The sequence below is a fragment of the Campylobacter iguaniorum genome (genome assembly GCF_000736415.1).
In the GTDB taxonomy this organism is placed as follows: Bacteria; Campylobacterota; Campylobacteria; order Campylobacterales; family Campylobacteraceae; genus Campylobacter; species Campylobacter iguaniorum.
This window is the reverse complement of record NZ_CP009043.1, coordinates 982,075-994,768: the sequence shown is the minus strand read 5'-3', so window position 1 is coordinate 994,768 and position 12,694 is coordinate 982,075. Positions and strand designations below refer to the sequence as shown.

The window sequence follows — 12,694 nt, the reverse complement described above, 5'->3', positions numbered from 1 at the left end:
GGTTATGCTAACATATAAAGACTTAAAATCATATAATCTTATATTAAGTTTTGATTTCTATATTAATATATAAATTTTATAAATCAAAATTTGGCATAAATTTTTTATTAAATTTTAGTATTTAAATATTTATAAAGAGTAAAGCTAAAATTATGTAAAATCCGAGCTTATTTTAAAACTTTTTGGAAAAATATTGAAACAGCTAAGCAAATTTGAAATATTCAAAATAACAATACCTGCCATGGTCGGCTACATTCCACTTGGGATTGCATTTGGGCTATTTGGGCTTAGCTTCGGGCTTGATGGAGTGCTAGTTATTTTAACAAGTCTTTTGGTGTATGCTGGAAGCGCTGAGTTTTTGCTAGTGGGTATGATATCTGCTCACGCTGGGCTTTTAGAAGTTTTTTTGGCTATTTTTTTGATAAATTTAAGGCATTGTTTTTATACTATGGCGTTGCTTGATGACTTGAAGGCTTTGAAATTTAAGTTTTATGCTATTTTTGCTTTGACTGATGAGAGCTTTGCTATTTTAAAGGCTCAAAACTATATAAAAAACGTTCAAAACTACGATATGGCTGTAAATTTAACTCTATTTTTAAATCAAATTTATTGGGTTTTAGGCGTGAGTATTGGCGTTTTGATAGGGAAAAATTTAAAAATAGATTACGCTGGTATCGACTTTAGCTTGACTGCATTATTTGTCGTTTTAAGCTATGAACTTTATAGGCAAAATAAAAACTATAAAGTATTATTACTCGGTTTTATCATCGGTATTGCTGGACTGTTTATCTTTAGTGATAAGTTTTTTTTAATGGGGACGCTTCTGTCGGCGACCATATTTTTGCTTATGTTTAAAAGGTGGCTATAATGGAAGTTTTGCCATATATTTTAGTCGCTATGCTCGCTACGATGCTAACTAGATTTTTGCCATATTTTTTGCTTAAAAAGAGGTCAGATCACTGGGTTTTGATCCATTTACAAAAAAATATGGGTTTATTAATCATGATAATCTTGGTTATTTACTCTTTAAAATTTACCAATTTTGAAATTTATCCGTATGGATTTAATCAAATTTTTTGTGTGATACTTGCGTTAGTTTTACAGATTTATACAAGAAATGCACTTTTAAGTATACTCACCCCCACTATAATATATATGATTTTACTGAAGTTTCTATGATGTTTTTATTATAAATTAAACTAGTGTTACTTAATATAAAAATATGTTATTAAACTAATATTAGTTTTTAAAATTAACTTTATTTTATGTAAATTATTAAGAATAATGATTGTAGAATAGCAACAATTAAAAATTTATTTCATATAAATTTAATCTTAACTTCAAGGGGAATTTATGGTTGATCATAAACTCTTAAACACTATACAAGATAGATTAGATGCCCTATCAAAAATGCCAAAAATCAAAGAAAATAGCTCTATTATGGCTGTTTTAAAAGAAAATGGCTTTACTCGTAGAGATTTCATGAAATGGGCTGGAATGATGACTGCTGCAATGGCACTTCCTGCAAGTTTTGCTCCTACAGTTGCAAAAGCAGCCGAGCTTGCTGATAGACTTCCTGTAATTTGGCTACATATGGCTGAATGTACTGGTTGTAGCGAAAGCTTACTAAGAACTGACGCTCCTACAATCGATAGTTTGATATTTGATTATATCAGCCTTGAATACCACGAAACAGTCATGGCTGCTGCTGGTTGGCAAGCTGAAGAAAACCTAGAAGGTGCTATAGAAAAATATAAAGGCAAATATGTCTTAATGGTAGAAGGTGGTATTCCTGATGGTGATAGCGCATTTTATCTAACTGTTGGACCAAAAGGTACAACTGGTAGAGACCACGCGATCCATGCAAGTAACAATGCTTTAGCAATATTTGCTATAGGAACTTGTTCAAGCTTTGGTGGTATTCAAGCCGCTCGCCCAAACCCAACAAATTCTCAACCGCTTTATAAAATCACAAATAAACCTGTTATAAACGTACCGGGCTGTCCTCCAAGCGAGAAAAATATCGTAGGAAATGTATTAAATTTCTTATTATTTGGCTCACTTCCAGCGCTTGATGTTTATAACCGTCCAAAATGGGCTTATGGTATCAGGATTCACGATCTTTGCGAAAGACGTGGTCGTTTTGATGCTGGTGAGTTCGTTCAAGAATTTGGCGATGAGGGTGCAAAACAAGGTTATTGTCTATACAAAGTCGGCTGTAAAGGACCATATACATTTAACAACTGCTCACGTGAGAGATTTAACCAACACACTAGCTGGCCAGTTCAAGCAGGTCACGGCTGTATAGGTTGCTCTGAGCCTGATTTTTGGGATACAATGGGACCATTTGAAAAACCACTTGGAGATAGATTATTTGATACAGTATTTGACGGCATAGGAGCTGATGCTATTACTGATAAGATAGGTATCGGCGTTCTAGCAATCACTGGAGTTGCAGTAGCAGCCCACGCATTAGTTTCAACAGTTGCAAAAGACAAGGAGTAATATATGAGCGAACAAAGAATAGTAGTAGATCCTATAACAAGAATCGAAGGTCACCTTAGAATCGAAGTTGTAGTTGATGAAAATAATATGGTTAAAGAAGCTTATAGTGGCTCAACTCTTTGGAGAGGTATCGAAACAGTAGTAAAAGGAAGAGATCCTAGAGATGCTGGTTTTATGACTCAAAGAATTTGTGGTGTTTGTACATTTTCACACTATAGAGCAGGTATCGAAGCAGTTGAAAATGCTCTTGGTATAGTTCCACCACTAAATGCAAAACTTACTAGAACACTTATGAATGCAGCACTATTTTTACACGATCACCCAGTGCATTTTTATCAACTTCATGGGCTTGATTTTGTTGATGTGGTTAGTGCTCTTAGCGCAGACCCTAAAAAAGCTAGCGAAGAGGCATTTAAATGGGCTGAATATCCATACGCTTGTGGTGCAGACCAACTAAAACTAGTTCAAGATAAAGTTAAAAAATTCGTTGAAAAAGGAAATCTTGGACCATTTGCAAATGCATATTGGGGTCACTCAACTTATAAACTAACTCCAGAGCAAAACCTTATAGCTCTTAGCCACTATTTAGAGTGCTTAAAACTTCAAAGAACAGTAGCTCAAGCTATGGCTATATTTGGTGCTAAACAACCTCACCCACAAAGCCTTACAGTTGGTGGTGTAACTTGTATCATGGATTTACAAGATCCAGCTAGACTTGGCGAATATATGGTTAAATTTGGGGAAATGGCTGATTTCATCAACCGTGCATATTATCCAGATTTAGTAATGGCTGGCAAAGCTTATGCTAATGAACCAAGCGTTTTAAATGACGTTGGCACACCAAATTTAATGACTTATACTGACTTCCAAGTTGGTGCAAATGATTATTTATTTGAGGGTGGCTATATCTTAAATGGCGATGTAAGCAAGGTTTATGAAGTAGATGAAAATAAAATAACTGAAGAAGCTACAAGATCATGGTATAAAAATCCAGCTCCACTTCATCCATACGATGGCGAAACTGATCCAAACTATACAGGATTTAAAGATGCTAAAACTATGAATGCAAAAGGCGAGATGGAAGAGAGCAAGGTGTTTGACATCACTGGTAAATACAGCTGGATAAAAGCTCCAAGATATGATGGTTTAACAATGCAAGTAGGACCAATCGCAAATATCGTTGTAAACTATGCAAAAGGCAACAAAAAAGTTGTCGCAGTAGTAGATCAATTCTTAAAAGATACAGGTCTTCCACTATCTGCAGTATTCTCAACACTTGGTAGAACAGCTTGTCGTATGATCGAAGCTAAAATAGTTGCTGATAATGCCTTAACAGCACTTAACAACCTAATAGCAAATTTAAAAATCGACCAAAGCACTTGCGCAAAATATGTTATAGATAATAACAAAGAGTACAAAGGTAGATTTATAGGTAATGTTCCAAGAGGTATGCTAAGCCACTGGTGCAGAATCAAAAATGGTGTTATCGAAAACTGGCAAGCAGTAGTTCCATCTACTTGGAATGCAAGCCCAAAAGATGCAAAAGGTCAAATGGCTAGCTATGAAGCGTGCCTTGTTGGTATGAAGATAGCTGATCTTAAACAACCTCTTGAAATCATTCGCAAAATCCACTCTTATGATCCTTGTATAGCTTGCGCGGTTCATGTTATGGATACTAAGGGAAATGAGCTTAGCAAGTATAAAGTAAATCCGAATTTGATTTAAGGAGCGGATATGAAAGAAGATAACAAACGTATCGCCGAGTATGAATTTTCAATCGGACTTAGATTAACTCACTGGATAAGAGCTATTAGTATCGCTATTTTGATAGTGAGTGGCTTTTACTTGGCTTATGTTTTTGTAAGCCCAGTGATTACTAGTGAGCCTGTAAATTTTATGAATGCTAAATGGCGTGCAGTTCACCAAATAGTAGGTTTTGTGCTTATTGGATGTTTTATTTTCAAATTTTATCTTTTTTTGTTTGATAAGAAAAGTAAGATAGAAAGAGTCAGTGTAAAAGACTCAATAAATCCAAAAATTTGGATAGATCAAGTAAAATACTATCTATTTTTAGGTAAACATCCACATTTAAGCGGAGTTTATAATCCTTTGCAATTTGTGTCATATTTGTTTTTCTACATAGTTTTATTTGTGATTTGTCTAACTGGACTTATTTTATACGTTCATGTTTATCACGAAGGACTTGGTGGATTACTTTATGATCCGATGAGAGTAGTAGAAGTATGGATGGGCGGGCTTGCAAATGTTCGTTTAATCCATCATATAGCTATGTGGATTATAATGATATTTGTTGTAGCACACGTTTATATGGCTATATTCAATGCTATTAAAGGTAAAGATGGGGCAATGGATGCCATTATAAGTGGTTATAAATTCCCAAAAGAGCATTAATAAATGCGTGTTTTACTGCTTGGAATAGGTAATGTAATGTTCGCCGACGAAGGGGTCGGCGTTCATTTTACTAAAATGATTGAAAAAAACTTCAAATTTAAATCAAAAGAACATACTTTAGATTTTGTCGATGGCGGGACTTTGGCAAATGTCTTAAGCCCGATAATAGCTAGCTATGATTATGCTATCATTGTAGATTGTATAGACGCTGATGGCTCAAATATCGGTGAAGTGTATTTTTTTGATTTTGATGATATGCCACGTAGCATTAACTGGTCTGGCTCAGCTCACGAAATAGAGATGCTTCAAACGCTTGAAATGATGGATTTAGTGGGTGATAGGCCACAAACCAAAATACTAGGAATAATCCCTAAAAGAATAACTCCTATGAGTTTTGAGCTGAGTAGTGAGGTCAAAAACGGCACTACTGTAATGCAAAAAACTTTGCTAAAACATCTTGGCGAACTTGGTTTTGAATATGAAAAAATTGACGATACAGACATTCAGAGCATTGCGAATGAGTGGAAAAAGGAGCAATTTTGATAATTTGTTTTGAGTTTAACTTCGCTAGCTCACAAAAAACTCTTGGTTTTTTTCTTGGCTTTTGGGCGAAGAAAAGTGGTCTAAAGTACGCTATAACTTATGATAATTCTATTATAAATTTGTATGTCAAAGGCGATGAAGCAGGGCTTAGCAAATTTAATGATGAGTTCATAACAATGGTGCCGCACTCTATATTTTTACAAAACTCAAACGTAAAAATTGCAGATGAAATGCCTAGTCATATCGATGCTAGTTTTGATTTTAAATTTAATAATATAACTCCACTTAGTCTAAAATCAGGTCAAAATGAATTTGGTTTTGGCAAAAATGAAGAGTTTATGAAATCGGCTATTTCGGATCTAAAAGCTGGAAAAAGCGTTGTTTTTGACGGATTTGAGATATCTAAATTTGACGGGTTTGAGTGTGATTATCTGCTGCCTACAAACCTGAAAACGCTTCCAAAGCTTTTTGTCTGTGATGAAAAAACTCTTATTGCACTAGCTAGTTTTGAAAAGCCAGTTCTTACTTTAAAAACAAATGCTATTTTTAGGGGCAATCACGAAAACGCGCCGATGTATTTTGATGTCAGATCTGCTTGGGATATCGATATTTACGAGATTTGCAAGGCTTTGTTTGAAGATGGAATAAGCTTTTTGCAAGTAAGAGCAAAGGTAGATTTTAAAATTTCAGTTTTAGAAAATAGCTTTTTAAGTATTGTAAATAATAAATTTATAAGCAAAGAAGATTTCGATTTTATAAACTCAAAAAATGATAAAAATTTAGCTCTTTTTGGGCTAAATTTAAAAGAATTTGATCTGCTTAGCAAAACTGTAACAAGGATATTTTTAAGTCATAAATCTAGCGATTTTATCAAGGTTTATAAAGATGAAAACGAATACGAACTGCTTAAAATAAACACCCCAAAAAGCTATGAAGAGATCTATGAAAAAATCCAAAGCTATGAAGGTGGTGATAGACTTTTGCAAAACTATAAAGCAGCTTATGAACTCCCAAGCGGAGAGATAAATTTACCAAATAACTTTCATTCTTTATTTTTGATAGCTGGAAATATACTTGGATTTGGCGAGAAGATTTTTGATTTTGCAAGAGATTTTGGCGGTCAAAAGGGCGTTAGGATTGATTATAAAATGAGTAGCAAAAATGAATTTGACGAGATTAAATTCTTTAGATCTTTGATGAGTTTCAAACTTGCTGGAGCTGAGCCGAAAAACATATCTTTTGGTTGCTTTGAGAGTTTGGCATTTTTCATAAGCGATTTTGGCGACATCATCAAAGATGAGTTCGAGTGCCACGATATGCTACTATCTGGAATGCTTTTTGAAAATAAAACTATAGCAAATTTGGTTTTGAAGTATTCAAACTCAAACTACAAAACAAGATTTAGCGAGCAATACGGGCTTGAAATCTCTTAAAATCGAAGTAAAAGGCTTGGTTCAAGGTGTTGGATTTAGGCCTTTTATATATTTGCTTGCTTCTAAATTTAGCATTTTCGGAGAGGTTTTTAACGACTCAAGCGGCGTTAAAATAGAGATTTATGCTGATGATCTTAGTTGCGATAAATTTATTCAAGCTATCAGAGATGAGCTTCCACCTCTTGCAAGAATCGATGAGCTTAGCATCGCTCCTAGCCAAAGAAAATTTAGCGAGTTTAAAATCATAACCTCAAAAGACGCACAAAAAATAGCTCCTATTTTGCCTGATTTTGCGATTTGCGATGAGTGTAAAAGCGAGTTTTATGACCCAAGAAATCGCCGCTACCATCATCCTTTCATAAACTGCACGAACTGTGGCCCTAGATTTTCTATTATCAGATCGCTTCCTTATGACCGCCAAAATACTACAATGGCTAAATTTAAAATGTGCGATGAGTGTCAAAACGAGTATGAAAATCCGCTAAATCGCCGCTATCACGCTCAACCAGTTGCTTGCAATGAGTGTGGGGCGAAAGTGAGCCTAAAAAGCCTTGATAATGAGATTAAATTTAGTGATTTTGAAGCCATAAATGAGTGCGTACGCGAGCTAAAAAATGGCAAAATTATTGCCATAAAAGGCATTGGCGGATTTCATCTTGTTTGCAACGCTTTAAATGAAACTGCGATAAACTCACTAAGAAGTCGCAAAAATCGCCCACACAAGCCATTTGCACTGATGTGTAAAGATGAGATTATGGCTAGTAATTTTGCTGAATTTAGCCAAAGTGAGCTAAAGCTTTTAAACTCAAATATCAAACCTATAGTTTTAGTTAAAAAAAATAGAAATTTGCCTGAAATTTTAGCTCCAAATTTAGACAAAGTAGGCATATTTTTGGCTCCCACATCTCTTCATTTGCTGCTTTTTGAATACACTCACTTCCCGCTCATCGCAACTAGTGCAAACATAAGTGGTGAGCCGATAATCAAAAACTATGATGAAGTCTGCTTGAAGCTTAAAAATATCGCTGATTTGGTGCTTGATAATGACAGAGATATTTTAAATCCAAGCGATGATAGTATAGCTTTTGTTTGCGATGGCAAAACTCAGTGGCTACGCACTTCAAGGGGTATTAAACCCAAAATAATTAAGTCTAAATTTAGCCAAAAAAGCTGTTTTTTAGCTATCGGAAGCGAGCTGAAAAATGAGTTTGCTATCTATAAAGATGGTTTGATTTTTAGTTCGCCATACATCGGAGATTTGAAAAATACAGCGACATTTGAGAGGTTTTTAAGCCTTGTTGATATGTTTAAGAGCGTTTATGAGCTGGAGTTTGATTTTGTTGTGGCTGATTTGCACCCATATTTTTTGCATACAAAACACTTTGAAAAACTTGGTTTTAAGGTACGAAAAGTCCAACACCACTACGCTCACGTGCTTTCAGTTATGTTTGAAAATGATTTGCAAGGCGAAGTTCTTGGCTTTGGATTTGATGGGACTGGATATGGCGATGATGCTAGTATCTGGGGTGGGGAAGTGTTTTTGGCTGATGAAAATGGCTATGAAAGAGTGGCTAAATTTGATCCATTTTTGCTAGTTGGTGGCGACAACGCCATAAAAAACATATATCATCTCACCTATGCAATCCTAAAAAAATATCAAATTTCAGCACCGAAATGGGAGGCTAAATTTGACAAAATAAAACTAGCAAATTTAAGTAAAATTATCTCAAAAAATATAGGCGTACAAACCAACTCGCTTGGTAGGATTTTTGATGCTTTTGCCTCTTTGGTGCTTGGCATTGAAACGATCAGCTATGACGCGCAAGCAGCCATGGAGCTTGAGAGCTTGTACGATGAGAGCTTGGATATAGCTTATAAATTTGATATAGAAAATGGCATTATAAACTACAAAAATGCTTTTTTAAACGCCTTAGCTGACGAGCCAAAAGTAGCGGCGACTGGGTTTATAAATGGTATCGCTGATCTTATTTTGGAGCTTGCATTGCACCATAAAAAACCAGTTGTTTTAGGCGGTGGAGTCTTTCAAAATAGAGCGCTTTTATCAAAAACAATATCAAATTTAGAAAAAAACTCTATCAAATACTATCTTCCAAAAGATGAACCGGCGAATGATTCGGCTATTGCAATGGGGCAAATTTACTATGGCTTAAAGTTTTTAAGTTATAATCAAAAACAAAAAATTAGGAATCATAATGAATAAAGAAGATAGGATAATAAGGTTTAGTATCTCTCTTCCAGAGCAGCTTTTAAGTGAGCTTGATAAGATGATATATGCAAGAAATTACGCCAGTAGAAGTGAGTTTACAAGAGATCTTATCAGAGAAAAGATAGTCAAAGACAGCTGGTCGCACGACAATGAAGAGCTAATTGGCGTCCTAACCATAATCTACGATCATCATCAAGGTGAGCTTATGAGCAGAAAAATGAATATCGAGCACGACGCAAATGTCAATATAATTTGCACGAATCATATTCACGTAGATCATCATAACTGCTTGGAAAATATGGTTTTAAAGGGCTTTGCTAACGATATAGAAAAATTTAGTGACAGTATTGCTGGACTAAAAGGGGTGAAATTCTCAAAATTAGTTCGTGCTGCTGTGCCAAAACATTAATAATAAGGATAAATTATGTGTAAAGATTGCGGTTGTAGTATGGGAAATGGACACTCTCACGAGCATAGTCATGACGGAGTTACTCACACTCACTCTCACGAGCATATCGGAGAGCACTCTCATGATCATCATTTTCACCCAGCTTTGAATGAGAAAAAAACAGTTGATGTAATTACAAAAATATTATCACAAAATGACGCTGAAGCTGCTCACAATAGAGCGCATTTGGACGAAAAAGGGATTTTGTGTATAAATTTGATGAGCTCTCCAGGTGCTGGCAAGACAACTTTGCTTGAAGCAACTATAAAAAATGGTGCGTTTAAAGTAGGCGTAGTTGAAGGCGACCTAGAAACAAACAAAGATGCAAATCGCATACTAAATGCTGGAGCAAAAGCCCATCAAATCACTACTGGACAGACTTGTCATTTGGACGCATTTATGGTTCATGAAGGGCTTCATCATCTGCCTTTAAATGAGCTTGATTTGGTTTTTATAGAAAATGTCGGAAACCTAGTTTGCCCAGCTAGTTATGATGTCGGCTCACACTTAAACGCCGTGCTTTTAAGCGTTCCCGAAGGCGCTGATAAAGTAGCAAAATATCCAGTGATGTTTAGAGCAGCAGACGTACTGATAATCACTAAAATTTCACTTTTGGAACATTTTGATTTTGACCTTGAAGAGGTTAAAAAAGAGGCAAGAAAACTTAATCCAAAAGTCGATATCATCGAGGTTGATAGTAAGACTGGCGCAGGCATTGATAAATGGATAAATTATATAAAAATGAAAAAGGAATTTAGATAATGTGCCTTAGCATACCTTCAAAAGTTATAGAAATAGATGAGAACAACTTCGCGACAGTCGAAACTCTTGGAGTGCGTCGTGGAGTGAGCTTGGATCTTATCGCTGAGCCAGTTAATGTTGGCGATTACGTGCTGATCCATGTGGGCTTTGCAATGGAAAAGATAGATACAAAATACGCTTTAGAGAGCTTAAAGGTTTATGAGAACATCGTAAAAGAAATGAATAATGAGACAATTGGCGTCTATGACGGCGATATGGGACTTGCTAATAGGCTAAAATGATGGATTTGATAAACGATTTTAGAGATAAAGATAAAATTTTAGCTATCTCAAAGCTGATAAAAAAAGAGAGTAATAAGCCGCTAAATATCATGGAAATTTGCGGCGGACATACGCATAGTATTATGAAATTTGGCATTCCAGGTCTTGTTGGTGAGCATATAAACTTCGTTCATGGTCCAGGCTGTCCTGTGTGCGTGATGCCAAAAACTCGCATAGATGAAGCAATAAAACTTGCTAGTATGGACGGCGTGATATTTTGCACACTTGCAGATATGTTAAGAGTGCCAGGAAGCCATACAAGCCTAATGAAGCTAAGAGGTGAAGGACACGATATAAGAGCACTTTATACGCCTCTTGATGCCCTTAAAATCGCGCAAGACAATCCAGATAAAAAGGTTATATTTTTTGCTATTGGATTTGAGACAACTACGCCAATGAGTGCTGTTTTGGTAGAAAAAACGCTAAATTTAGGGCTGAAAAATCTATTTTTTCACATAAATCACGTCACCGTCCCAGCTCCTGTAAGGGCGATAATGAACGATGAAAATGTGAAAATAGACGCATTTTTGGGGCCTAGTCATGTCAGCGTAATCACAGGAAGCAACGTATATAAAAGCATAGCAGATGACTATAAAACGCCTATTGCAGTTAGCGGATTTGAGCCACTTGACATTATGGATAGTGTGTTAAATTTAGTAAGACAACAAAACGCAAACACTCACGAAGTCTATAACGAATATGCTAGAGTGGTAAACGAAAATGGAAATTTAAGGGCTAAAGAGCTAATAGATAAGTATTTTGAGATTTGCGATTTTCCTTGGCGTGGGCTTGGTGTGATACCAAATAGTGGCATGAAGCTAAAGGACGAGTTTGCCAGCATTGATGCTAGGGTTTGCTTTGATTGCAGCGTGCAAAGTGCTAAAGAGAGCAAGGCTTGTATTTGTGGTGAGATTTTAAGAGGTAGGGCGAAGCCTTATGACTGCAAGGTTTTTGGTAAAGTCTGTAATCCACAAAATCCAATTGGAAGCTGTATGGTGAGTGGCGAGGGCGCGTGCGCTGCTTACTACAAATACGCTAAAAGGGGTTAAATGCAAAAGATAATGCTAAGCCACGGTGGTGGCGGTGAAGAGATGAATGAGCTTATAAATGGGCTGATTTTTGAGACTTTTAATAATGAAATTTTAAAAGATAGCAATGATAGTGCTATACTAAGCTTAGGCTCAAAAATAGCATTTAGCACTGATAGTTTTGTGGTAACTCCTATTAAATTTAGTGGTGGAGATATCGGTAAAATCGCAGTTTGTGGCACGGTAAATGATCTAAGTATGGTGGGAGCCGATGCGAAATATCTTAGCTGCTCGCTCATACTTGAAGAGGGTCTTGAAATATTTGAGCTTAAAGAGATATTAAACTCAATCAAAAAAACTGCTGATGAGGCTGGAGTAAGTATAGTTTGCGGGGATACAAAAGTCGTGCCAAATGGAAGTTGCGATAAGATTTTTATCAACACAAGCGGAATTGGCGAGATAATTTGCGATAAAATAGAGCTAAAAAATCTAAAAGTAGGAGCTAAAATACTACTTAGTGGGGATGTTGGCAGACACGGGGCTGTGATTTTGGCAAGTCGTGAAGAGCTTGCCTTGCAAAGTGAGCTAAAAAGTGACTGCAAGCCACTTAAAAACGTTGTTTTAGACTTAATAAACTCAGGTGTAAAGCTTCAGTGTATGCGTGACGCTACTCGTGGTGGGCTTTCAGCAGTGCTTAATGAATGGGCAAATTTTAAAGGCTTCGAGCTAAAAGTTTATGAAGAAAAAATAGCTTTAAGCGATGAAGTAGTAGGGATTTGTGAATTGCTTGGATTTGAGGCTTATGAGCTAGCAAATGAAGGCACCTTTGTTCTAGCAGTAGATCCTAGCGATGAGCAAAAAGCTCTTGAGATTTTACAAAAATATAATAGCTTGGCAAGTATTATAGGTGAAGTTGTAAGCGATAAAAAAGCTGGAGTTTTGCTTGAAAATGCTTATGGGTCAAGCAGATATCTTGAGCCGCCAAAAGGCGAGCTTCTGCCACGAATTTGTTAAAT

13 protein-coding genes are annotated in these 12,694 nt (G+C 36.0%); all 13 read left to right on the top strand.

Going from position 1 to position 12,694, the window contains the following annotated elements; translation table 11 throughout:
- The first annotated feature begins 193 nt into the window (after positions 1-193).
- The 13 genes from CIG1485E_RS04940 to hypE all read left to right on the top strand — a co-directional run bounded on the left by CIG1485E_RS04940 (position 194) and on the right by hypE (position 12,692).
- Complete coding sequence (locus CIG1485E_RS04940; RefSeq protein WP_038454340.1) at positions 194-868, top strand: AzlC family ABC transporter permease; 675 nt, start codon at positions 194-196, stop codon at positions 866-868.
- On the top strand, positions 868-1,179 hold the full coding sequence (locus CIG1485E_RS09705; RefSeq protein WP_038454338.1) for a branched-chain amino acid transporter permease: 312 nt from the start codon (positions 868-870) through the stop codon (positions 1,177-1,179). Before CIG1485E_RS04940 ends, CIG1485E_RS09705 begins: the two co-directional genes overlap by 1 nt.
- A gap of 174 nt (positions 1,180-1,353) precedes the next feature.
- Positions 1,354-2,505, top strand: a complete 1,152-nt coding sequence (locus CIG1485E_RS04930; RefSeq protein ID WP_038454336.1) for a hydrogenase small subunit — start codon at positions 1,354-1,356, stop codon at positions 2,503-2,505.
- A 3-nt stretch (positions 2,506-2,508) separates the two neighbouring features.
- Entirely contained in the window at positions 2,509-4,230 is a 1,722-nt protein-coding gene (locus CIG1485E_RS04925) for a nickel-dependent hydrogenase large subunit (RefSeq protein ID WP_038454334.1), read from the top strand.
- A gap of 9 nt (positions 4,231-4,239) precedes the next feature.
- On the top strand, positions 4,240-4,917 hold the full coding sequence (gene cybH / locus CIG1485E_RS04920; RefSeq protein ID WP_038454332.1) for a Ni/Fe-hydrogenase, b-type cytochrome subunit: 678 nt from the start codon (positions 4,240-4,242) through the stop codon (positions 4,915-4,917).
- A gap of 3 nt (positions 4,918-4,920) precedes the next feature.
- Positions 4,921-5,460 (top strand): HyaD/HybD family hydrogenase maturation endopeptidase, encoded by a 540-nt coding sequence (locus CIG1485E_RS04915; RefSeq protein ID WP_038454329.1) that lies wholly within the window; start codon positions 4,921-4,923, stop codon positions 5,458-5,460.
- Positions 5,457-6,893: a hypothetical protein gene (locus CIG1485E_RS04910; RefSeq protein WP_038454327.1), complete on the top strand. Its 1,437-nt coding sequence runs from the start codon at positions 5,457-5,459 to the stop codon at positions 6,891-6,893. The genes CIG1485E_RS04915 and CIG1485E_RS04910 overlap by 4 nt, the downstream gene beginning before the upstream one ends.
- Positions 6,880-9,114: a carbamoyltransferase HypF gene (gene hypF, locus CIG1485E_RS04905; RefSeq protein WP_038454325.1), complete on the top strand. Its 2,235-nt coding sequence runs from the start codon at positions 6,880-6,882 to the stop codon at positions 9,112-9,114. The genes CIG1485E_RS04910 and hypF overlap by 14 nt, the downstream gene beginning before the upstream one ends.
- Positions 9,107-9,529 carry a nickel-responsive transcriptional regulator NikR gene (nikR, locus tag CIG1485E_RS04900; RefSeq protein ID WP_038454324.1) on the top strand — a complete coding sequence of 141 codons (423 nt, stop codon included), beginning with the start codon at positions 9,107-9,109 and terminating at the stop codon, positions 9,527-9,529. Before hypF ends, nikR begins: the two co-directional genes overlap by 8 nt.
- A 15-nt stretch (positions 9,530-9,544) precedes the next feature.
- On the top strand, positions 9,545-10,330 hold the full coding sequence (gene hypB, locus CIG1485E_RS04895; RefSeq protein WP_038454322.1) for a hydrogenase nickel incorporation protein HypB: 786 nt from the start codon (positions 9,545-9,547) through the stop codon (positions 10,328-10,330).
- On the top strand, positions 10,330-10,611 hold the full coding sequence (locus tag CIG1485E_RS04890; protein ID WP_038454320.1) for a HypC/HybG/HupF family hydrogenase formation chaperone: 282 nt from the start codon (positions 10,330-10,332) through the stop codon (positions 10,609-10,611). Before hypB ends, CIG1485E_RS04890 begins: the two co-directional genes overlap by 1 nt.
- The gene (gene hypD / locus CIG1485E_RS04885; protein ID WP_038454318.1) at positions 10,611-11,699 is read left to right on the top strand and encodes a hydrogenase formation protein HypD; all 1,089 of its coding nucleotides are present in this window, start codon (positions 10,611-10,613) and stop codon (positions 11,697-11,699) included. Before CIG1485E_RS04890 ends, hypD begins: the two co-directional genes overlap by 1 nt.
- The gene (gene hypE / locus CIG1485E_RS04880) at positions 11,700-12,692 is read left to right on the top strand and encodes a hydrogenase expression/formation protein HypE (RefSeq protein WP_038454316.1); all 993 of its coding nucleotides are present in this window, start codon (positions 11,700-11,702) and stop codon (positions 12,690-12,692) included.
- Positions 12,693-12,694: the final 2 nt, after the last annotated feature.

What these genes read in the sequence shown, in the direction of transcription:
- CIG1485E_RS09705 (WP_038454338.1), top strand. Translation starts at nt 868, where the DNA reads ATGGAAGTTTTGCCATATATTTTAGTCGCTATGCTCGCTACGATGCTA.
- CIG1485E_RS04930 (WP_038454336.1), top strand. Translation starts at nt 1,354, where the DNA reads ATGGTTGATCATAAACTCTTAAACACTATACAAGATAGATTAGATGCC.
- CIG1485E_RS04925 (WP_038454334.1), top strand. Translation starts at nt 2,509, where the DNA reads ATGAGCGAACAAAGAATAGTAGTAGATCCTATAACAAGAATCGAAGGT.
- cybH (WP_038454332.1), top strand. Translation starts at nt 4,240, where the DNA reads ATGAAAGAAGATAACAAACGTATCGCCGAGTATGAATTTTCAATCGGA.
- CIG1485E_RS04915 (WP_038454329.1), top strand. Translation starts at nt 4,921, where the DNA reads ATGCGTGTTTTACTGCTTGGAATAGGTAATGTAATGTTCGCCGACGAA.
- nikR (WP_038454324.1), top strand. Translation starts at nt 9,107, where the DNA reads ATGAATAAAGAAGATAGGATAATAAGGTTTAGTATCTCTCTTCCAGAG.
- hypB (WP_038454322.1), top strand. Translation starts at nt 9,545, where the DNA reads ATGTGTAAAGATTGCGGTTGTAGTATGGGAAATGGACACTCTCACGAG.
- CIG1485E_RS04890 (WP_038454320.1), top strand. Translation starts at nt 10,330, where the DNA reads ATGTGCCTTAGCATACCTTCAAAAGTTATAGAAATAGATGAGAACAAC.
- hypD (WP_038454318.1), top strand. Translation starts at nt 10,611, where the DNA reads ATGGATTTGATAAACGATTTTAGAGATAAAGATAAAATTTTAGCTATC.
- hypE (WP_038454316.1), top strand. Translation starts at nt 11,700, where the DNA reads ATGCAAAAGATAATGCTAAGCCACGGTGGTGGCGGTGAAGAGATGAAT.